The 19,238-nt window shown below is 67.4% G+C and carries 19 protein-coding genes; 11 read left to right on the top strand and 8 right to left on the bottom strand.

What is annotated here, in order from left to right:
• The first annotated feature begins 174 nt into the window (after positions 1-174).
• Complete coding sequence (locus ACVTJA_RS51140; RefSeq protein WP_465840723.1) at positions 175-1,029, top strand: hypothetical protein; 855 nt, start codon at positions 175-177, stop codon at positions 1,027-1,029.
• Positions 1,030-1,076: 47 nt separating this feature from the next.
• Entirely contained in the window at positions 1,077-1,595 is a 519-nt protein-coding gene (locus ACVTJA_RS51135) for a GNAT family N-acetyltransferase (RefSeq protein WP_465832054.1), read from the top strand.
• A gap of 13 nt (positions 1,596-1,608) precedes the next feature.
• On the opposite strand, the gene ACVTJA_RS51130 is transcribed toward ACVTJA_RS51135, so the two are convergent.
• Together ACVTJA_RS51130 and ACVTJA_RS51125 are read right to left on the bottom strand one after the other, a co-directional pair.
• Complete coding sequence (locus ACVTJA_RS51130; RefSeq protein ID WP_465832052.1) at positions 1,609-1,959, bottom strand: DUF3088 domain-containing protein; 351 nt, start codon at positions 1,957-1,959, stop codon at positions 1,609-1,611.
• 60 nt (positions 1,960-2,019) lie between these two features.
• Complete coding sequence (locus tag ACVTJA_RS51125; protein ID WP_465832050.1) at positions 2,020-2,712, bottom strand: alpha/beta fold hydrolase; 693 nt, start codon at positions 2,710-2,712, stop codon at positions 2,020-2,022.
• Positions 2,713-2,973: 261 nt separating this feature from the next.
• Between ACVTJA_RS51125 and ACVTJA_RS51120 the strand changes: the two genes are divergently transcribed.
• Both ACVTJA_RS51120 and ACVTJA_RS51115 read left to right on the top strand, forming a co-directional pair.
• Positions 2,974-4,284: a carboxypeptidase-like regulatory domain-containing protein gene (locus ACVTJA_RS51120; protein ID WP_465832048.1), complete on the top strand. Its 1,311-nt coding sequence runs from the start codon at positions 2,974-2,976 to the stop codon at positions 4,282-4,284.
• A gap of 210 nt (positions 4,285-4,494) precedes the next feature.
• Positions 4,495-6,462, top strand: a complete 1,968-nt coding sequence (locus ACVTJA_RS51115; RefSeq protein WP_465832046.1) for a DUF4185 domain-containing protein — start codon at positions 4,495-4,497, stop codon at positions 6,460-6,462.
• Positions 6,463-6,668: 206 nt separating this feature from the next.
• Here the strand turns inward: ACVTJA_RS51115 and ACVTJA_RS51110 are convergent, their stop codons facing one another.
• Both ACVTJA_RS51110 and ACVTJA_RS51105 read right to left on the bottom strand, forming a co-directional pair.
• Entirely contained in the window at positions 6,669-7,160 is a 492-nt protein-coding gene (locus ACVTJA_RS51110; protein WP_465832044.1) for a serine/threonine protein kinase, read from the bottom strand.
• An 11-nt stretch (positions 7,161-7,171) separates the two neighbouring features.
• Positions 7,172-8,119 carry a DUF2381 family protein gene (locus tag ACVTJA_RS51105; RefSeq protein ID WP_465832042.1) on the bottom strand — a complete coding sequence of 316 codons (948 nt, stop codon included), beginning with the start codon at positions 8,117-8,119 and terminating at the stop codon, positions 7,172-7,174.
• Between the two features lie 135 nt (positions 8,120-8,254).
• Between ACVTJA_RS51105 and ACVTJA_RS51100 the strand changes: the two genes are divergently transcribed.
• The 6 genes from ACVTJA_RS51100 (at position 8,255) to ACVTJA_RS51075 (ending at position 14,475) form a co-directional block, all read left to right on the top strand.
• Entirely contained in the window at positions 8,255-8,518 is a 264-nt protein-coding gene (locus tag ACVTJA_RS51100) for a hypothetical protein (RefSeq protein ID WP_465832040.1), read from the top strand.
• A 63-nt stretch (positions 8,519-8,581) separates the two neighbouring features.
• Positions 8,582-9,979, top strand: coding sequence for an AAA family ATPase (locus ACVTJA_RS51095; RefSeq protein ID WP_465832039.1), 1,398 nt, complete (start codon positions 8,582-8,584; stop codon positions 9,977-9,979).
• The gene (locus ACVTJA_RS51090; RefSeq protein ID WP_465832037.1) at positions 9,976-10,785 is read left to right on the top strand and encodes an HNH endonuclease family protein; all 810 of its coding nucleotides are present in this window, start codon (positions 9,976-9,978) and stop codon (positions 10,783-10,785) included. The genes ACVTJA_RS51095 and ACVTJA_RS51090 overlap by 4 nt, the downstream gene beginning before the upstream one ends.
• Before the next feature lie 291 nt (positions 10,786-11,076).
• On the top strand, positions 11,077-12,480 hold the full coding sequence (locus tag ACVTJA_RS51085) for a hypothetical protein (RefSeq protein WP_465832035.1): 1,404 nt from the start codon (positions 11,077-11,079) through the stop codon (positions 12,478-12,480).
• Positions 12,470-14,008, top strand: a complete 1,539-nt coding sequence (locus ACVTJA_RS51080) for a DUF2380 domain-containing protein (RefSeq protein WP_465832033.1) — start codon at positions 12,470-12,472, stop codon at positions 14,006-14,008. The genes ACVTJA_RS51085 and ACVTJA_RS51080 overlap by 11 nt, the downstream gene beginning before the upstream one ends.
• Positions 14,005-14,475 (top strand): NUDIX hydrolase, encoded by a 471-nt coding sequence (locus tag ACVTJA_RS51075; protein WP_465832031.1) that lies wholly within the window; start codon positions 14,005-14,007, stop codon positions 14,473-14,475. The genes ACVTJA_RS51080 and ACVTJA_RS51075 overlap by 4 nt, the downstream gene beginning before the upstream one ends.
• Before the next feature lie 60 nt (positions 14,476-14,535).
• Here ACVTJA_RS51075 and ACVTJA_RS51070 read toward each other — a convergent pair whose 3' ends face one another.
• The 3 genes from ACVTJA_RS51070 to ACVTJA_RS51060 form a co-directional block, all read right to left on the bottom strand.
• A complete protein-coding gene (locus ACVTJA_RS51070; RefSeq protein WP_465832029.1) occupies positions 14,536-16,767 on the bottom strand; it encodes a hypothetical protein in 2,232 nt (743 codons plus the stop codon).
• Entirely contained in the window at positions 16,764-17,534 is a 771-nt protein-coding gene (locus ACVTJA_RS51065; RefSeq protein ID WP_465832027.1) for a hypothetical protein, read from the bottom strand. Before ACVTJA_RS51065 ends, ACVTJA_RS51070 begins: the two co-directional genes overlap by 4 nt.
• A 148-nt stretch (positions 17,535-17,682) precedes the next feature.
• Positions 17,683-18,012, bottom strand: a complete 330-nt coding sequence (locus tag ACVTJA_RS51060) for a winged helix-turn-helix transcriptional regulator (protein ID WP_465832025.1) — start codon at positions 18,010-18,012, stop codon at positions 17,683-17,685.
• An 86-nt stretch (positions 18,013-18,098) separates the two neighbouring features.
• On the opposite strand from ACVTJA_RS51060, the gene ACVTJA_RS51055 reads away from it, so the two are divergent.
• A complete protein-coding gene (locus tag ACVTJA_RS51055) occupies positions 18,099-18,650 on the top strand; it encodes a carboxymuconolactone decarboxylase family protein (protein ID WP_465832024.1) in 552 nt (183 codons plus the stop codon).
• 6 nt (positions 18,651-18,656) lie between these two features.
• On the opposite strand, the gene ACVTJA_RS51050 is transcribed toward ACVTJA_RS51055, so the two are convergent.
• Positions 18,657-19,208 (bottom strand): RNA polymerase sigma factor, encoded by a 552-nt coding sequence (locus ACVTJA_RS51050; protein ID WP_465832022.1) that lies wholly within the window; start codon positions 19,206-19,208, stop codon positions 18,657-18,659.
• Between the last annotated feature and the right edge of the window lie 30 nt (positions 19,209-19,238).

Raw genomic sequence — 19,238 nt, 5'->3', positions numbered from 1 at the left:
CACGGTCTGACACGCGGCAATCCGTGAGGTGCTCTCGCGGGTGGGATGAAAGACAACCCTGGAGGTGACGTCACGCGTCTGTCTCCAGCGCTGTCAGGGCTCCGGCATTCGTGCCGTCAACGGCTGCCCCGCCGCAGGATGTGAACCCCGTCGAAGGAGGTCTTCTTGGCCCTCGTGATGGCGATGTTCTACGTGCTCCGTCCCACGCAGGCGCTCCGTCAATGGTTGGAAGTACGAGCTGTCCCCGACTGGATGAGGCTGGACCGGCCCCATGTCTGGAGCCAGATGGGAGTCGGCGAACATGACTACGTGGGCCAGGAGGAGAACGCGCGGACGTTCCTCAAGCTCGCAGTCCTCGCGAGCTTCCAGGATGAGCTGGAGCGCGCCACCCACTCCCCCATTCACGTCATGGCCGACCACGAAGAAGTGCGGCGGCGGGTTCTCACGGAGCTGCTCGGGCCACCGCCACTGACGGTGGACGTCTTCGACCGCTGGTGGACCCTGGAGAGCGCCGAGGGACTCAACACCGTCGAGTCCACCATCGGCCATACGCCCGTCCCCACGCTGCGCAAGGTGCGCGGCCCGGAGAAGCTCAGCCCCACGGTGCAGGCCCGGTCATACGGTGGGCAGAGCATCTCCCCGGTCGGTGAGTGGTGGGAGGACGCCATCCGCGAGCGCGAGGAAGATGCACCCCGCCTCCAGGCCGCGGTGAGCTGGGTGCTGGAGCGCCTGGTGGACAAGACGCCGCACCGCACGTGTGCCATCCGGACCCTGCCCTTCTCGCTCGGTGCGCGCGTCGAGGACGTCCTCCACGTCCCCGGATGGACTCTGCACGGGCGAGGCCATGCGGTTCTCGAGGGCATCAAGCTCACCCTCGAGGAGCCCGTCCGAGGCTTCGAGGACATCTGGAACTTCACGTACCGTGTATACGCGGGAGCGCGCAGGTCCGTGTCGAAGGGCGCCGCCTCCCTCCAGCTCGAAAAGCAGAAGGACGGCTGGGCGGTCCGCTCCGGCTCCATCGACTCCTGAGCACTCCACCGTGGCGCACGAGCGCCCTCGCGAGCAGATTACCGACCATGATTCCCGCCTTCGAACTCGTCACCACAGAACGACTCGTGCTGCGCCCCTTCCGCGAGAGCGACCTCGACGTGATTCTCTCGCTCCATGGAGACCCGGAGACGAACCGGTACAACCCCAACGGCCCCATGCGCACGCTGGACGACGCACGCGAGCGGCTGGCGCTGTGGCTGAGCGACTACTCTGAGAAGGGCGTGGGGTACTGGGCCGTCGCGCGGCGCGAGGCCCCGGGCGTCATCGTCGGTGTCGGCGGCGTGCGCCACAAGGAGCTGCAGGGCCAACACGTGCTGAACCTGGCCTACCGCTTCAGCCCCGAGGCGTGGGGCTCGGGGTTCGCGACGGAGGTGTCCCGCGTCGCGCTGGAGCTGGCGCGGAAGCACATTCCGGACGTCCCCGTGGTGGCCATCATCAACGTCGTGAACATGCCGTCCATCCGCGTGGCGGAGCGGCTCGGGATGCGGTTGGACCGCGTCATCGACTACGACGGCGTCCCGAGCCGCGTGTACCTGGACCGCTGAGCGCAGCCGCCCGTCACGGGTGCGGCGAGGCGATGCCGAAGCGCGCGGCGAGCCAGCGGGTGATGTTCTCCTTGCCCGAGATGAACCGCCGCCCCTCGTGCGTGCCCGTCGTGCAGCCGTGGTTGTCCGAGCCCTCGCCGAGCACCAGCAGCGGCAGCCATTGGTGGTGCTCGCCCACCAACTCCACCACCGCGGCGCGAGGCCGCTGCCAGGGGATGCGCCGGATGTCGAGAACGCTCGCGACCTGGGGGTAGTAGCCCAGCACGCCTTCGAGCTGCGCGCAGTGCTCGCAGTAGAAGCGCACGCCGGGATATGCCGGGTCCTCGAAGCCGGGTGACAACAGGAACAAGATGTCGGATGGCATGCTCACGGACCTAACCTTCGTTGCGTCGGGTGGCCAGCGCAAAGCACCACCGGCCGCGCCTCACTGAACACCGGGCATCGCGAGCAGTCGCTTCACCGCCGCGGCGATGGCATCCGGACGGTCTCGCGGAATGTGGTGCCCGGTCCGCTCGACGACTTCGACCTCACCGGGCGCGCCACCTGTGACGAGCTTGCTCAGCGAAGCGAGGTTCTGCTCCCAGCCCTCCTCGCCCCGATGGTCCGCGACGAGCGACAGGACAGGCACGCCATGCGGCAGGGGCACTTTCGACGCTTCGTCGAAGCTGGCCACCCAGTCGATGTGCTGCTGCTCCGTCACGGGGTACGCCTGCGCCGGGTCGAATCCCTCGTGGTACACGGAGTCGACGAAGATGGCGCCGGCCAGTGACTCGGGCGCGGAGGCCGAGCCCATGCGCACCACGAGCCCGCCATACGAGTGCCCCACGAGCACCCAGCGCTTCGCCTGTCCCTTCATCGCATCGAGCAGCAACCGCGTGTCGCTCCCGGCGGTGCGAGGCCACGAGCCCGGAGGCTCCCACGCGCACGTCTTCACGTTCGGGTCCAGGGATGCGCGCACCGTGTCCCAGTCCGCCGCGCCCCGGGACGCTCCCGGGATGAAGACCACCGCGAGCTCTCCCGCGTTGCGACAGTCGAGGTGTCCCACGTCGGCGGCGGGAGCGGGGCGGACCGTGGAGCAGGCGGGCAGCAGGAGCAGGGCGAGGAGGAGTCGGCGCATGGCGCGAGTGTACTGGTTCGCCCACGCGTGTTTGTGACGCGAGGTGGCCGGTTCCGCTCGAGGTGTGGATTCACGTCACGCGGGATGATGACGCCGAGGCCGCATCGCAGCCGCCTCCCGGTTGCAGTTGACCACTCTGTTTCATCTCGATTTGCCTTCAAGTCCTGTTTCGGTGTCAGGTGGCACGGGCTTCACGACGCGTGCGTGCCCGCCATCCGCGCGCGTGGGGCCCGAAACCCCGTGGTTGTGGAGGACGACGCCATGAGATGGACCCGATGCCTGCTGTTGCCGGTCCTGCTGGGCCTGGCCTGTGGTGGCGAGGGCGCACCTGAGGAGCGCACCCGAATGGGAGTGCAGGCCGCGCCCCTGACGGCGGCCTTCTCGGGGACGGTGCTGAACTCCTCCGGAAGCCCGGTGTCCGGGGCGCGCGTCACCATCAACGGTGCCAGCCAACTCACCAGCAGCACCGGGACCTATTCCATCTCGGTGGCGGATTCGCCGTCGGGTTACGTGGTGGACGTGCGCAAGGACGGCCAGGGGATGTCGAACACGTACCATCCGACGCCGCAGCTCGGCCTGGTGCACCGGCTGGGGAGGACGTACACGGTGCGGGTCCCCTTCTCGGACGCGGGGGGCTCGCCGCCCGCCGCGACGGATCCGGTCTCCGGCATCGCCGTGGCGCTTCCCTTCGTCTCCACCGACCTTCGCGTCGCTGGTGGCGGTACTCCGGTGTCGCCACTCTGGGTCTCCATCACACCGCACGATTCGACGAACATGCCGGGTGACCTCACGGCGCGGAACGCGGCCGGGCAGACCGTCTATCTGGAGTCGTTCGGCGCGGTGACGATAGCCGTGGTGGACGGCGTCAACAGGACGGTGGGGTTGAGGCCGGGCGCCTCGTTCACCGTATATCTGCCGGTGCCCGCGGCGCAGGGAGGCCGCGTCCCGCCGTGCGCCGTCGGGGGCGGGTGCAAGGGCGTGATGTGGCGGTTCGACAAGGCCACGGGCCGGTGGGTTGAGCGGACCACGCAGATGACGTTCACCGCCAACTCAACGACGTTCAAGTTCACGGCCGGCGCGAACGAGACCCTCAACCCCATGGACGGGCTGGGCACGTGGAACGCGGACGTGGAGAAGACGGGGCCCGCGGCGTGCACCATCATCGAGTACTCGAACATCCTGACCGAGTGCTACGGCGCGACGGGCATCAAGACGTCCTTCACCCAGGTCACCACGACTGGCCTGACGCGCAAGAGCGAGCTGCAGGTGGGCCCGGACAAGCCCTTCGTCGTGCTCTACAACCTGCGCCCCGATTACGAGCTGGAGCTCGCCTTCAACTTCCCCACCGGAGTGCCCGCGGCCTGTGCCGCGAGACTGGGCATCAGCTCCACGCCGGCAGCGGTGGCTCCGTATCCGGTGTTCTCGTCCACGGGCGTCACCACGCGGTTCAGCTCGGGACCCGCGGCCGGGCCGCCGGGGTACCCGAAGGACTCGGGAGGCAATCCCATCGACTTCGACGACGTCGTCGCGGGTGATCACCCGTGCGGCTCGTACGTCATCATCACCAACTGAGCAGCTCCGCCACGCGCGCCGGGAAAGAGTCAGGCTTCCGGTGCGCTTCGCGCGGTTCGTACGCGGCCGTCTCACACTGAGCAGCTCCGCCACGCGCGCCGGGAGTGAGCAGGGCTCCCAGTGCTTTGCTTCTGGTATGTCAAATTAGGCCTGGATTCCTGTTCTGAGGTTTCCGGTTGGGCCGACGCGCCAGAGAGGCGGAGACGAGCGATGAGTCGCGTGAAGACGTGGGAGCGGGGGCTGCTGCTTCAGGCCGTGTTGCTGTGCGCGCTCTCGGGGAGCGCCGGCGCGGTGACACCGACGGGCGTGACGAAGGTGTCCCGCATCACAGGCGCAACGCCCTCGGGTGAGCTCCTGCCGAATCCCAACCAGACGCATACGAACTACGAGGTGTACGGGACGGACCTCGGCATCGTCTGGGACAAGGGCGGCGGCGAGGTCTTCCTGCTGTTCGGCGACACGTTTGGCGTGGGGTGGTGCGGCAACGGAGGCTGTGGCGGTGGCTGGCGCAGCAACGTGCTCGCGCGCTCCTCGGACACGGCGCTGGCGGACGGGCTCACCTTCTCCACGATGGTTCAGGACTACGCCCGGCACGCGAAGGAAATCCTGCCGTCGAAGAAGGTGAACAACGACGAGATGACGGTCATCCCCACGGCGGGTGTCACCGTGGGCTCGCGGCACTTCATCCACTACATGTCCGTGAACCACTGGGGTGACGCGGGCATGTGGTTCACGAACTCCTCGGGCATCGCGTACTCGGACGACAACGGGCAGAGCTGGGTGAAGCACCCGAGCGCGCGGTGGCAGAACAACGCGTCGTGGACGAACAACTTCCAGATGGGCGCCTTCGTGAAGAACGGCGGGTTCGTCTACCTGTACGCGACGCCGAATGGCCGCTTCGGCAACGTGCACCTGGCGCGCGTGCCAGAGGGCTCGTTGCTGGACATCAATGCGTATCGGTACTGGGACGGCAATGGCTGGTCCGCGTCGCAGGCGGCGGCACGGCCCGTGGTCATCGGCATCGCGGGGGAGTTGTCCGTCGTCTACAACGCGGCGCTCGGCCGGTTCCTGATGACGTACCTGAACGAGCACCGGCAGGCCGTGGTGCTCCGAGACGCGGGCACGCCCACGGGGCCGTGGAGCGGTGAGAAGGTGCTCGCGAGTGGCAGTGCGTTCCCCGGTCTCTACAACGCGTTCATCCACCCGTGGGGGAACACGGGCACGACGCTGTACTTCGTGATGTCGCAGTGGACGCCGTACAACACGTTCCTGATGCGAGCGACGCTGGTGGGGGACTCGGAGGGGAGCAACCTGCTCTCCGAGCCGGGCTTCGAGACGCAGGCGGCGACGCCGGTGATGGCGCCGTGGTGGCTGGAGGGCAGCGGCGGCGTGGACCGTGCGCTGGGGCAGGCGCGGACGGGACAGGACAACGGCTACGTGCGTGCGAGCAGCGGATGGAACGCGCTGAAGCAGAGCGTGGTGGTGCAGCCGTACACGGACTACACGCTGCGGGGCTGGGTGCGGACGTCGGCGAACAACTCAGCGGGGTACTTCGGAGCGAGGGGGCCGGGGAACGGGCCCATCCTGGGCGAGAAGTCGTTCGGCTCGCTGCCGGGCTACACGGATCAGGTGGTGGGCTTCAACTCCGGAGCCAACTCCGTGGTGGAGGTGTACGGCGGGCTCTGGGCGAACGGGGATACGTGGCTCCAGCTCGATGACGTGAGCCTGACGCGGGGAGCGAACCTCGTGGCGCAGGCGGGCTTCGAGCAGCAGCCGTCTTCGAGTGCGACATCACCGTGGTACGCGGAAGGCAACGCGGGCATCGACCGGGGCCTGGGGTTCGCGAGGACGGGCGCGAACAACGCGTGGGCGAGGAACACGCAGGGGTGGAACGCCATCAAGCAGGAGGTCGGCGTGACGCCGAACACGAGCTATACGCTCACGGGCTGGGTGAAGACGGCGGGGGCGCACAGTGATGGGTACTTCGGTGCGCGCGTTCTGGGCGGTGGTCCCATCCTCAATGAGGTCCACTTCACGCAGCCGCTGGGCAGCTACACGCGGCTGACGGTGACGTTCAACTCCGGAGCGAACCACAGCGTGGAGCTGTTCGCCGGAATGTGGGGACACGGCACGGATACGTGGATTCAGGTGGATGACCTGAGCCTGACGCGGGATTGAGGGCCGCGGTCCGGGTTTCACCCGGGGCATGGCACGGTGGAGGAGCTGCCGCACGGGCGTGTTCGGAGAGGTGCTCACTCACTCGCTCGCTCGAGGTGCTGGTGCAACTTGAGCGGCTTGCCATCCTCAATCAGAGGGAGAATGCGGAAGGGTTGGCCGATGAGGCACGGCCCCGCCAGCATCGAAGCTCGCTTCGAGCTGACGTGTCACCGGAACGCATTGACCACGACGGCAGACGCGAGGGAGCCATCGAGAATGGCCGTGCCCGGCTTCGATTCGGGCAGCTTCCGCATCTGGTCCTCGCTCAGCCGAGCCACCGCGCAGATGGGTACCTCGTCACCGTCCGGTGGATGGGCCTTGTAGTACCGGATGACGACCTGCGGCCCGCTCGTCCAGACCTGCCCGTACAAACGAGCTGTCGTCTCCAGCGTGCCCAAATCGCGCATGATGACGCTCTCAATCGGGCCATCGTAGAGGGTGACGCGGCGTGACCTCATCTGGTTCGCGTCCAGCTCTATGAGCGTGGCGTCACCTACATGCAGCTTCAGATATCGCATGACCTCGAGCGCCTTCTCCGGACACTCCTGCGGCCCAGGAGAGCCATCCGCGCGCAGGGATACTCCACCGGTCGTGGTGCAGGCTGTAGACGTAGCAAGTAGGATGACAGAGGAAAGCAGTAGAGCGTAGCTGTTGGGCATGACCGGCACTTCTACTGCCGAATCAGGGTGCGATCCATTCGGACCATGACCTGAAGGTTCCCGTCTGACCGGAGAATCTGGAGGGCGAGATCCACGAGCTGCCCCTCATGCTCGAAGGCACTCTTGTCCGCCACGACCGCGATGGTCCCTGATTGCCCGGGAACAATCGAGGCACGGGTCATCCGTAGCGCGAAGGGTCGCTTCGTGAAGCTCGTCATGTCGCGCGTCAGGTAGGCGTCCGCGAACTCCCATGTGTCGCCGTAGCCGGTGTTCGCCAGGGTAATGACGGCTGCCGCCTTGCCTGGGCCTGAGTAGACCTCAACGAGCATTTCCATGTCCGGGTCCTTCGGGCGCGCGGATGCTACGAATCGAAACGGCGTCTTCTTCGCCTGCCCGTTCGCAAGAAGGGTCGCGTAGGCGTGGTCAATGGAGTTCTCTGCCTTGCGGTAGCGCTCATTCTCTTCGGTGAGGGCGTTGTTCTTCTTGAGGGCGTCCGTCAGTGCCGCGTACATGGACGCATAGCTCTCTCGGTCTTTGAACACGTCAACCTGCTGGTCGAGAATCGGCGGCCACCCGCTGCTGTCCTTCGCTCTCCATGGGGGCCTCACGAGAAACGGAATCTCGGTTCCATCGACCAGCGTCACGACCAGGGGAATGCCCTCGTCCTTGTTGAGGTCACGAATCGGTTCAAGGATGACCTTGTTGCGGACCACCGCCAGCGGTTCAAGCCGACCCTCCCAACCGAGCATCTTCGTCTTGCTCGGGTCTACGGGCTGCTCGAATCGCAGCGTTGTGACGATCTGCCCCTTCACGTAGACGGAGTGGGTGCCATCTGTCGGGTGCTCGGACAGCATGATGGGGCGCACCAACGGCTCGTCGTACTTGTCTCTGCCCTGCGCGCCCGACGAGGCCGCCAGGACAATCAGTAGAAAAGACCGGATGGGTAGATCAGCTCTCATAGCGCAGGTAACTTAACAGGGGAGGTGGGATGCATCCAACCTTCTACATCCTCTCTCCTGCGGGCAGCCGGTCATCTTTGCTATTCCGGCAGTTCAGAAAGAGAGCTGGGGCAAGCCCACGAGCAGAAGGTGGGCGTGACGCCGAATACGAGCTACACGCTCACGGGTTGGGTGAAGACGGCGGGGGCGCACAGTGATGGGTACTTCGGTGCTCGCGTGCTCGGCGGTGGTCACATCCTCAACGAGGTCCACTTCACGCAGCCGCTGGGCAGCTATACGCAGCGGAGCGTGACGTTCAACTCCGGAGCGAACCACAGCGTGGAGCTGTTCGCCGGAATGTGGGGACACGGCACGGATACGTGGATTCAGGTGGATGACGTGAGCCTGACGCGGGACTGAGGGCGGCAGCCCGGGCTTCACGCCCGGCGTGGGGCGGCGCGGCTACCACACGGTTTCTCGACGATGCGGTTGACCCTCCACCGTGTTTCGGGCGTGCTGTGCGGCATGTACCTGAAGAAAGCTGTACTCACGAACATCCGTTCGATTGATGCGCTCGAGTGGGAGCCGCCATCGGCCCCCACGCTGGCGGGGTGGCACGTCATCATCGGGGACAACGGGGCGGGGAAGAGTTCGGTGCTTCGGGCCATTGCTCTGGCGCTGGTGGGGTCTCAGGAGGCTATTGCCCTGCGCCAGAACTGGAACGAGTGGCTGCGCTGGAAGGCCAAGTCTGGCTCGATCGAACTCGCGGTGGAGTGGGATGAGCTTTGGGACCGCTTCACGGACGAAAGAAGTCCGAATCGAGCTGCAGCCGAGCTGCCGATCCGGTTGCCGTTTGTGCGTCCGCGCGAAAATCAGGAAAAGACCTATTTCGATTACGAGCTACTCCGCGATGACTCCAGAGAAGATATCTCCAGAGACAATATCTGGGGGCGGGGTGACGCTGGTAACAGGGGAGAGAGTTCCGGCTGGTTCGCTGCGTCATATGGGCCATTCCGTCGGTTCACGGGAGGGGACAAGGCTCAGGAAACGCTTTTCTCCTCAAATCCCAAGCTGGCGCGGCACCTCTCAGTCTTCGGCGAGTCCGTCGCGCTGACGGAATGCTTGGAGTGGCTCAAGCTGCTCCGGTTCAAGAAGCTTGAAGGGGGAAAGAGCGAGGAAGCGCTACTCGATTCTCTCCAGCGGTTCATCAACCAGCCCGACTTTCTTCCTCATGAGACCCGGCTGGAATCCATCTCCTCGAACGGTGTGCGCTTCGTCGATGGCAACGGCTGCGAGGTTCCGGTCGAGAACTTGAGCGACGGCTATCGCTCCATTCTGAGCATGACCTTCGAGCTGATTCGTCAGCTCGTGACGGCGTACGGTGCCGAAAACGTCTTCAGTCCTGGCGATCCAACAACGATCCAGGTTCCCGGCGTTGTCCTCATCGACGAAATCGACGTTCACCTGCACCCCACGTGGCAGCGCCGTGTCGGCCACTGGTTCCGCAAGCACTTCCCGAAGCTTCAGTTCATCGTGACGACGCACAGCCCGCTCATCTGTCAAGCGGCGACGGTGGGCAGCATCTTCCGACTACCGCGTCCTGGAAGTGAAGAGCGCGGCGAAATGGTCACTGGCGTCGCACGCGACCGGCTGCTCTACGGCAATGTGCTGGACGCCTACAGCACGGGTGCGTTCGGAGAGGTGCTCACCCGCTCGCCCGAGGCCCTGGCCCAGCTCGAACGACTCGCCATTCTCAATCAGAAGGAGATTGCGGAAGGGCTGACCGAAGCAGAACGCGTGGAGCAGCAGCAACTTCGTGCACGGCTTCCGACCGCGACCAGCGCGCTCCCGTCGTCCAGCGTGGAGGTCATGGGGAAGTGATTCGTCTTTCGGACGTCCCACTGCACGCGGATGCCCTCGCGAGTCTCGCGGAGTACCAGCGGGACGTGGATGCCCTCCCGGACTACGCGGCACGTGTCGCCCGTTCGAAGGAGCGGTTCTCGGCGCTGAACAAGAAGGGCAATGGCACGTTCGATAGCGTCAAGGAGACGCTGGCGAAGATGAACTCCGGCGCACGGCGCTGTGCCTACTGCGAGGACTCCGCCGCCGACGAGGTGGAGCACATCCGTCCCAAGACGCTCTACCCCGAGCTGGTCTTCGCCTGGACGAACTACCTCTACGCATGCGGTCCCTGTAACGGACCCAAGAACAACCACTTCGCTGTCTTCGCCGAGGGGACGGGCGTCCTGACGAGCGTGGCCCGGAAGAAGAACGCACCGGTCGTGCCTCCCATCTCCGGCAAGCCCGTGTTCATTGACCCTCGCGTCGAGGACCCGACCGAGTACCTGTCACTGGACCTGGCGGATACCTTCTGGTTCACGCCACGAGCGAAGCCCGGAACGGTGGAGCACGCCCGCGCCGACTACACGATTCGCGAGCTCCAACTGAACATCCGCGACTGGCTGCCGCAGGCCCGCCGCTCTGCCTACCTGGACTACCTCGCCCATCTGAAGGGGTACGTCCAGGACAAGGCCAAAGGCATGCCGCGAGTTCATCTCGACAGGCTCGCTCAGGAGATTCGGGCGCGGCAGCACCCCACGGTTTGGCTCGAAATGAAGCGTCAGCACGCGGTGCTGCCGGAGCTGACGCTCCTCTTCGCGCAAGCACCAGAGGCCCTGAGTTGGTGAAGCAGCATCAGTACACGCACGCTATGAGTTTGAGGCCACGGATGACGTCTACGCGCTCGGCGTGTGCCTCCATGACGTCCTGACGAACCTGCAGCCTGCCAGTGAGCCACCACGTGCCCCGTGGGCAGCCTGTGGACTCCTGCCGCGCCTCACGCGCTCAGTCCACGAGTACCCCCAGCGCAACTCTTCCATCTCACCGCTGCTGAGTCGCGACCGGCCCGGCCCCGTCGAGCGGGACGTCAGACGTGTGCCTTCTCGTTCCACTCCGGGGGACCTTCACAGGAGACGTGTATGCGCGTGAAACGAAGTTGGGCCGCGGTGCTGCTGCTTGTGCCGTGCGTCGCGTGGACGCAGGAGAGTGACGAGTCTTCAATCCCACCAGAGCAGGAGGAAGTCCCGGCCAGTGCGCCACCGGAGGAATCGCCGCCCACGCCAGAGCCGGACACGGCCGTGCCCGTCGCGGTGACTCCGGCGAGTCAGTGGCACTACCTGACGCGCCTGGAGGCGACGACGTGGACGCTGCTGCCTCGCGCGGGCGCGGGTGCGGAAGAAGGGTTCGTTCAAATCGAGCCCTTGGTCATCATCGACGGCGGACCGGAGTTTGGCGTCAGCGTGGGAGCCCCGGTGCGGCTGCGGCTGTGGGGAGAGGGCTCGGGCGTCGTGCGGCGGGAGGACTGGGACAGCCTCTCCGACTGGGGACAGCTCGTACGCGGCCTCAAGCTGGGCTCGGACTTCGCACCACTGGCCGTGTGGTTCGGCGCGCTGGAGGACTACACCCTCCTGTCCGGCCACCTCGTGCGGCGCTACTCCAACCGGACGAACCCGGACTACCACCCGGCAGGCGGCTTCCTCACCGGCACGTTGGGGCCGCTCTACATGCACGCCTTCGCCTCGGACGTGCTGGGCGCGCGCCTCATGGGCGCGGAACTCTCCCTGGACGTGGAGCATGTCCTCTTCGGCCAGCCGCGCGAGCCGGGCTGTTACACATTGGCACTGTCGGCGGTGCATGACTGGGGGCGTGCCGGGGGACGCGCGCCCTCGCTGACGCTGGCGCACCTGGACGCGATGGCCGTTCTCCTGGTGCGTCCGAAGTACGAGGCATTCGTGTCGGCGGGTTGGGGCGGAAGGCCGGGAGGAGTCGGCGCGTGGGGCGCGGTGGTGGGCGCGGGACTCGACGTGCTGACGTCCACGTTGGACATGAGACTGCGGCTGGAGGGACGGCGGCAGCACGGCGGTTTCCGGCAGGGCGTTTTCGGCCCGGACTACGAGCTGGCGCGCCTCAATGCGGCGGGTACCGAGGGCACGCCGTTGGCGGATGCCCCATTCCCGGACGGCCATTCCCTCTACGCCGAGGCGGACGTCGGGTGGGATGCCGTCAGCTACGGCGGGCTCCAGCAGCACCTGCGGCTGTCGCTGGGCGTGGAGGCCTTCACCTGGGGACGCTTCGACGTGGACGGGCGCATCGCGGTGCAGCTCTTCCGGCGCAGCTTGGAGCTGGCTGTGAAGGGGCTGGGCATGGGCATGGGGCAGCCTGGAGCGCGCTACCTTGGCGCGGCGGAGGCACGGTGGCGCGTCCTCGGCGGGAAGCTCTACGCCATGAGCACGGCCGGCACGCTGCTGTTCCCCGAAGCGGAAGGGGCGCTGCGGCCGGGAGCCTTCGCCTCGGTGGGCCTGGGGGTGGACGATGCGCGCTAACGCCTTGTTGCTGTGCATCGCCTTGTTCTCCACCGGCTGCGCCTCGGTGCCGCTCGCACCGAACCGAAGCGGAAGCCTTCGCTACAGCATGCCGCGCAGTGCTTCGGGACCCGCGCTGGTGCAACCGCCTCAGGAGGAGGGCCCGCGCGCCTGGACAGCTTTGTCACCATCCATCGCGGGGAATGCGCTCCACCGCAGGCTGGTGCGCCGCACGAAGCCACGGGATGAAACGACGAGGGCGGCCTCGGGCGGCATGGCGAGAGGAGCTGCCGCGAGTGCCGCCCAGGTGCGGGATGCGGTGCTCGAAGCGGTGGAGGGTGTGAAGGACTCCACGGACACCATCGCCAGCGCGCTCTCGAAGCTGGCAAGCCGTCCACCCACATTCCCGGGCAACCGGGGCCTGACCGGAGTCAACGGCGTCTTCACCCGTAACCTCGATTTCGGCTCCAACCAACTGCCCTGGCTTCGCGGTGCGCGCGACAGCACGAGGGAGTTGGTGGTGGTGGCCGGAGAAATCGGCGATGCGGACATGGAGCTGGCCATCCTCCGGATGACGGGCTCTCGACTTCAGTCGGCCATGTTCGGCTCCATGCTGCTGGCCGCATGGCTCGACTTCCTCACCCTCGCTGACGTCGTGCTCCGCGAGTGTCCGTCCTACAGCGTCGAGAGGTTGCTCGTGGACATGCACCGGGTACAGGAGCTGATTGAGCCCACCCTGGCCTCGCTCGCTTCAGGAGACCCCGCGCAGGTCGAGGCCGCAGCCCTAGTCATGCCTGAGTTGATGGGACGGCTGACCCGCGAGTTTGGCTCCATCCGTGACGGCGCACGCAAGTCCATGGAGAACCTCGGGAAGACCCTGGCGGTGATGCAGTTCGTGGACATGCTCACCATGGCCTCGGCGCTGAAGGCGTCATTGCCACGTCTGCCGCCCGCAGCTCCGGCAACGCTCGGCGTGAGCCTCGTCGTGACTTCGGGCGGAGTCATGGCCGGCTCGCAGTTCGTCGTCTCCGCCGAGTGGGTGGAGATGATTCGGCGCCTCGTGCAGGCGGGCGTCATCTCTCTTCCGGTCGTCAGCGCGGCTGTCCGCATTCATGGCGGGCAGGTGATGATGGCGAGCGACGAGCTGCCGGAGGGACTACGCGAAGCGCTGGGTGACAGTCCCGAAGTGCGCGGCATGCAGGTGACTGGCAAAGCGGGGGCGGGCATGTCCGAGAACCCTCTGCACCACGCCATGCCGCGAGAGCGCCGCGCATGGTTCGAGGAGCGCGGCTTCAAGGGTGACATGGACATCGACAACTTCTGCGTCCGGCTGGAGCAGGCACAGCACGAGGCCATTCACGGTGGTGGGAACTGGAAGCTGGGACGCACATGGCCGAAGGAATGGAACCAGATGATCATGAAGGCGCTGAGTGACGCCGAGGCTGGGACTGGCGAGATGCTGACTCGGAATGAAGTCCTGAACATCGTCGCGGCAGAGATGAGGCGCTATAACCTCCCGATGAATTTCATCCCTTGGAGAGGGCGATGAACGCGGGAAACCCCTGGCAAGGCAACTGGGTGGCTCGCTTGTATGCGCGAGTTCGCGAGCATGGCTATGACACTCTCACGGCCTACGTCGAAGCACGCCCCACTGCCTCACTTGTGGCGCTAGCCGAGAGCCTTGGCGAGGATGGCTACAGCGGGGCACAGTTATTCAGCGGGCTGGTTGAAGAGGCAGAGCGAAGCCATCAGGTCACGCGTCTGGTACGCAGCCAGTTCGTGAGGGAATTTTCCGAGTGCCTTCCCAACGGCTGGCCGGCAGTGATGGACCGTGAAGCTCGGTTCACTGTCGCCAAGGCAATTGCCTTGTGGATCGGTTTCACTCCCACAACGCATGAGGAGCGGGCACGGCAGGCAGGAGATGCGCTCCGCGACAACCCGCCCCCCGCTGGCTGGTGTCCGCTCGGTCCCGACGACGAGCTGCTCCTGACGCTCCTTCCCGATGAGGAAGCCTGACCGGCAACGGCATCCCCGCCAGCCGACGAGCAGGGGCTCCATGGGTTTTTGAATGCTCTCTCAGTACACGCGGGTGGCCTTCTTCGCCCACGGGCTCGTCTTGTAGTGCTCCTTCAGGTAGCGGAAGGCCTCCTTCGCCTCCGCCGTACCCTGTCTGCAACCGCGCCGGCTGGCGCGCACGACGCGGAAGAGCGCCTTGGGCGAGCGCGCGTCATCCGGATGCGCCTTCGCCCAGTCGAGCGCCACGCGCGCGAAGTACGGCACCGAGTCCCCCGCGTCGATGAGCGCCTTCCACTCGGCAGCAGCCGCCTCCTGCTCCACCTCGCTCGCGAAGGCGAATGGCTTCACCGGCTCGCTCGCCTTGGGCGCACACCACCAGTTCTTCGCGCGGGCCACGTCCACCGTCAGGTCGAGCTTCGGGTCCGCGGTCGTAATCCGCGCACCGGTCTCCAGTCGCGGTGACACCGTGGGCAATCCCATCAGCAACACCTGCGCCTCGAACCGGCGCTCCTCGGGCGTCGGCTTCGCGTCGATGGCGAGCAGTTCCTCCTTCGCCGCCGGCTCCGTCGCGGCGAGAGACTTCGCCGTGGCCCGCAGTGTCTCGTCGTCGCCCACCACCGTGGCCTTGGCGAACGCCGCCCAGCCCACCCACCGGCGCATGGCCGGGGACAGCGCGTCGCTCACGGCGAGCTCGGCCATCCGCCGCGCCGTCAGTCGCGGCTCCAGCACGGGGAGCACCTCCTCACCGAAGGACACCGGCCGCGCGTCGGGCGGCGTGTCCATCGCATCGCTGAAGCTCTCGGGAGACGCCACGCCCGCCTGTCGGCGCGTCGAGTTGCGGAACAATTCCTCCCAGCTCCGGGCCGCGGCGAAGCGCTCCTGGCGCAGCAGGTTGTCCGTGGAGACCTGGTCCTTCGTCAGCTCCAGCGGCACCGCCGCGAGCCGCGCCTGGGCCGCCTTCAGGTCTCCCCGCTCTCGCAGCAGGTGCGCGGACCGGTACGCCACCGTCACGCCGGCCGGTGACGCGGGCGCCACCTTCGCCGCATCCGCCAGCAGCGCATCCAGCCCGGGCGAGTCCACCCGCGCCTTCAACAGCGCGGTGACGAGCCACGGCAGGTGCGCCGTCTTCTTCCAGCGGGCCACGGCCACGTCGTACGCCTTGCGGCTCGCGGCCTCGTCGATGAACCCCGGACTCGACTGCTCTCGCGTCGTGACGAGCCACTCGGCCAGCTCCGCCGCGGGAGCTGACAGTCCCGTGCAGCGCTCCGCCTGCCAGCCGAGCAGGTCCAGGTCCGCCAGCTCCGCGCCGAGCGACGAGCCCGTGCCCGGCTGGAGCACGCGAGACAGCAGCTCGCAACCCCACGTGTCCGGTCGGAGGCGCGAGCGCACCAGGCTCTGCAGCCGCCGCGCGGGCCCATGCATCTGCGCCCACTTCGGCGCGGCCAGCACTCCGTCGAGCACCTTGTCCGCCTCGGCGAGCCGCGCGAGGAACTCCGGGTCCGTGGAGGGCTCGAACAGGTAGGAAGTCTCCTTCCTGCCGAAGAGCGCCTGCCGCACACGGCTGCGCGCCACGAGGTACGCACCGAGCGCCTGGTACGGCGAGTCCTTCGACTGGGAGATGCCATGGAATGCCGAGGCCGCCCCGTCGTAGTCGCCGCAGTAGAAGGACGCGGCCGCCTCCTGGTAGTCGTGCTCGGCCTGACGGCGGACCTTCTGCGCGGGCTTCAGGCCTTCGTCGAGCTTCGCGTCCAGCGGAGCAACTCCGCCACATGGACCGAAGACGGAGTCCTGGTTGCGCACCCACTCCTCCACCAGCGCCGGGTGCTCCTTCCACTCGCGAGCCAGTGCGCGCGCGGTGTCCGCGGCCTTCAGGAAGGCATCGCTCTGGATGCGCGCATAGGCGGAGAAGTCCTGCTCCTCCACGTCGTGAGGCATGGCGGCGGGCAGCGCGGGAGCCACCTGGGTACGGGCGTCGAGCCAGCGCTTCAGTTCGTCCGACTCGGCGGTGACGGGCGCGTCGCCCTGGCGCACCGCCCACATCGCCACGAGGTGACGCTGCTCGTCCGCCGTCGTGGGCACACCCATCATCGTGCGGTACGCGTAGGCGAGGTACATGGGCCGGTACCACTCGCTCAGCACGCCCAGGCGGCCCGCGGCGAAGTTCTCGAAGGGCCGGTCGGGATGGGTGGTGTGTATCTGGATGGGCGAGTCGTAGAAGATGCCGCAGGCCTCCGCGGAGGACGGGGGGACGAGGAGCGCGATGCCGACGACGGCCGGGAGCAGGGTCTTCATGGCTTCGTTCCCGCCACCGCTCGCGCGAACGCATCCGGCGTCCACGGGCGGGGGCTGAAGAGGTAGAGGGTGGAGACGCCGGGTGGCACGGGTTGCCACTCGTCGAGCGCGAGGCCCACGCTTCCCTTGCATGGCGGCGGCAGCCCGCGCGCGAAGCGGGCGCGGAAGGTGGAGGCCTCGGAGCCCATGCGGAAGAGCTGCGGCACCACCTCGCTCACGGGGGCTCGCTCCAGCCAGCTTCCCGGCGCGCACCACGAGGCGAGGCCGGTGATGGACAGAGGTACCGAGGGAGGCAGCAGCCGGCGCGTCTCCTGGAGCAGCGCGACGTAGGCGGCCTGCTCCGACTCGCGCGCATCGAAGTCGAGCTGGAGCGCCGTCACGTCGGGGCGGCGCGCGAGGGTGGCGAGGCGCTCGGCCAGGGCGCGAAGGCGCTCTGGTGTGAAGTCCGCGAGCGAGGCGCCTCGGTGCATCTCCATGCGCACGGTGGCCTTGAGTGTCACTCCGGCGGGAAGGCGCAGCGGCTGGCGGCGCGGATGTTCGAAGACGTCCGCTCCGGTGAGCTCGAGTGTCGCGAGTAGGAAGGCCACGTCCACGGGTTGGCCCGCGAGGAAGCGGAGGTCCTCCGGCCGCTCCCAGGCCCAGAGCACGAGGCGCGGAGGCTCGGCGGCGGGAGTGCAGGAGAGGAGGGTGCACAGCAGCAGCGCGGCCCAACGGCCACGCCCGGTGGCGTCTGCTATCTCCGGCTGTGAGGGACGCGCTGGGAACATGGAGGTCAGCGGGCCACGGCGTGACGCGAGCCCGGGTCGTGCAGCGCCATTGTGCAATGACGGTGCTTGGGATTCACCCCGCCATGGACCCTCCGTGTCCGTGGAAGACGACACGATGCGTCCCGCCTTCGTCGCCACGGAGCGTGCGTCACCCCCGCTTCGCCCACCGTTCCGCCCATTCGACCAGCGGAAGGAACCGCTCCATCAGCTCCCTCCCGAGCGGCGTGAGCGCATAGCCCTCCCCCTCATCGAGCGTCACCAGACCACTGTCCCGCAGCTCCTTGAGGCGCGTGTTGAGCACCGAGGGGCTCACGTCGCCACAGGCCTCGCGCAGGGCGCGGAACGTCAGGGCCTCCCCGCGCAGCTCCCAGATGATGCGCATCACCCACCGCCGGCCGAGCAGGTCCAGCAGGACCATGATGGGCCGGCCGGTGCGCGAGCCTCGGACGGGAGCGCCGGGTCTGGGTGTACGTGCCATGGTGTCTCGCTTGCGCTACGAAAAACGTAGCGATAGAAGTAACGTGCTACGGAAAAAGTAGCACCCCGAAACCGAGGAGGCGAGACATGACCGGGCCCCGCATCGCGCCCATGGAGCCGCCGTACTCCGAAGCCGTCACCGCCGCGCTCGCGCGCATCATGCCGGAGGGAGTTCCACCCCTCGGGCTCTTCCGCACGCTGGCGAAGAACGAGCGTGTCTTCAGCCGGCTGATGGCGGGCGGATTGCTGGACAAGGGCAGCGTGAGCCTGCGCGAGCGGGAGCTGGTCATCGACCGCACCACCTGGCGCTGCGGCTCCGAGTACGAGTGGGGCGTCCACGTCGCCTTCTTCGGCGAGCGCGTGCGCCTGACGCCCGAGGAGGTCAAAGGCCTGTGCACCGACGACCCGGAGGCCACACCGTTCAGCCCTCGCGAGCGGCTCCTCCTACGGCTCTGCGACGAGCTGCACGCGACCTCCACCGTGTCTGACGCGCTCTGGGCGGAGCTGGCGCGCGAGTGGAACGAGGCGCAGCTCCTGGAGCTGCTCGTGCTCGCGGGCTACTACCACGCCATCTCGTTCGTCACGAACGCGCTGCGCCTGCCGCTGGAGTCCTTCGGTGCGCGCTTCCCCAGGCCCTGAGGAGGCTCAGGCGCCCATCACGACGGCGGACAGCTCCAGGCACTCGCGCAGGCGCTGCCGCGCGCGGAAGAGGTGGATGCGCACGTTCTCCGGCGACAGGCCGAGCAGCTCGGACACCTCTTCTCCCGGGCACTCGTCGAGCAGCCGCAGGCGCACCACGGCCTGCTGCATGCGCGACAGCCGCTCCACGCAGCGCACCAGCTCCGCGCGTTCCTCGGCGCGGGCCACCAGCTCGTCCGCGGAGGGCAGGTCCGCGGCCAGCGCCTCGAGCCGCTCTTCGGGCTCGGCCGCGCGCCGGGCCACCTTGCGCCGCTGGTTGAGGGCCGTGTGCGCCACGAGCGTCGTGAGCAGGCGCCCGGCCTCCTCCGTGCGCGCCGACAGCACGTCCGCGTCCGGCAGCTTCAGGAAGGTGAAGAAGGCATCCTGCACGCAGTCCAGCGCGTCCTCCGCCTCCAGCCCGCGACGCCGCGCCGTGGAGAGCAGGTGCGCGCGGTGCGCATGGACGAGCGTGGTCACCCACGCGAGGAACCCTTCCCGGGTGGAGTGAATCGCGTTCATGGGCTCCTTCCGTAACACGGTCCGCCCGGT

The organism is Pyxidicoccus sp. M6 (assembly GCF_055568925.1).
The sequence above is the reverse complement of the archived record's forward strand: the minus strand, read 5'-3'. Positions and strand labels throughout refer to the sequence as shown.

Excerpts from the sequence above, each read along its gene's own strand:
- ACVTJA_RS51135 (WP_465832054.1), top strand. The coding sequence starts at position 1,077 with ATGATTCCCGCCTTCGAACTCGTCACCACAGAACGACTCGTGCTGCGC.
- ACVTJA_RS51130 (WP_465832052.1), bottom strand. The coding sequence starts at position 1,959 with ATGCCATCCGACATCTTGTTCCTGTTGTCACCCGGCTTCGAGGACCCG.
- ACVTJA_RS51125 (WP_465832050.1), bottom strand. The coding sequence starts at position 2,712 with ATGCGCCGACTCCTCCTCGCCCTGCTCCTGCTGCCCGCCTGCTCCACG.
- ACVTJA_RS51120 (WP_465832048.1), top strand. The coding sequence starts at position 2,974 with ATGAGATGGACCCGATGCCTGCTGTTGCCGGTCCTGCTGGGCCTGGCC.
- ACVTJA_RS51115 (WP_465832046.1), top strand. The coding sequence starts at position 4,495 with ATGAGTCGCGTGAAGACGTGGGAGCGGGGGCTGCTGCTTCAGGCCGTG.
- ACVTJA_RS51110 (WP_465832044.1), bottom strand. The coding sequence starts at position 7,160 with ATGCCCAACAGCTACGCTCTACTGCTTTCCTCTGTCATCCTACTTGCT.
- ACVTJA_RS51105 (WP_465832042.1), bottom strand. The coding sequence starts at position 8,119 with ATGAGAGCTGATCTACCCATCCGGTCTTTTCTACTGATTGTCCTGGCG.
- ACVTJA_RS51095 (WP_465832039.1), top strand. The coding sequence starts at position 8,582 with ATGCGGTTGACCCTCCACCGTGTTTCGGGCGTGCTGTGCGGCATGTAC.
- ACVTJA_RS51085 (WP_465832035.1), top strand. The coding sequence starts at position 11,077 with ATGCGCGTGAAACGAAGTTGGGCCGCGGTGCTGCTGCTTGTGCCGTGC.
- ACVTJA_RS51080 (WP_465832033.1), top strand. The coding sequence starts at position 12,470 with ATGCGCGCTAACGCCTTGTTGCTGTGCATCGCCTTGTTCTCCACCGGC.
- ACVTJA_RS51075 (WP_465832031.1), top strand. The coding sequence starts at position 14,005 with ATGAACGCGGGAAACCCCTGGCAAGGCAACTGGGTGGCTCGCTTGTAT.
- ACVTJA_RS51070 (WP_465832029.1), bottom strand. The coding sequence starts at position 16,767 with ATGAAGACCCTGCTCCCGGCCGTCGTCGGCATCGCGCTCCTCGTCCCC.
- ACVTJA_RS51065 (WP_465832027.1), bottom strand. The coding sequence starts at position 17,534 with ATGTTCCCAGCGCGTCCCTCACAGCCGGAGATAGCAGACGCCACCGGG.
- ACVTJA_RS51060 (WP_465832025.1), bottom strand. The coding sequence starts at position 18,012 with ATGGCACGTACACCCAGACCCGGCGCTCCCGTCCGAGGCTCGCGCACC.
- ACVTJA_RS51055 (WP_465832024.1), top strand. The coding sequence starts at position 18,099 with ATGACCGGGCCCCGCATCGCGCCCATGGAGCCGCCGTACTCCGAAGCC.
- ACVTJA_RS51050 (WP_465832022.1), bottom strand. The coding sequence starts at position 19,208 with ATGAACGCGATTCACTCCACCCGGGAAGGGTTCCTCGCGTGGGTGACC.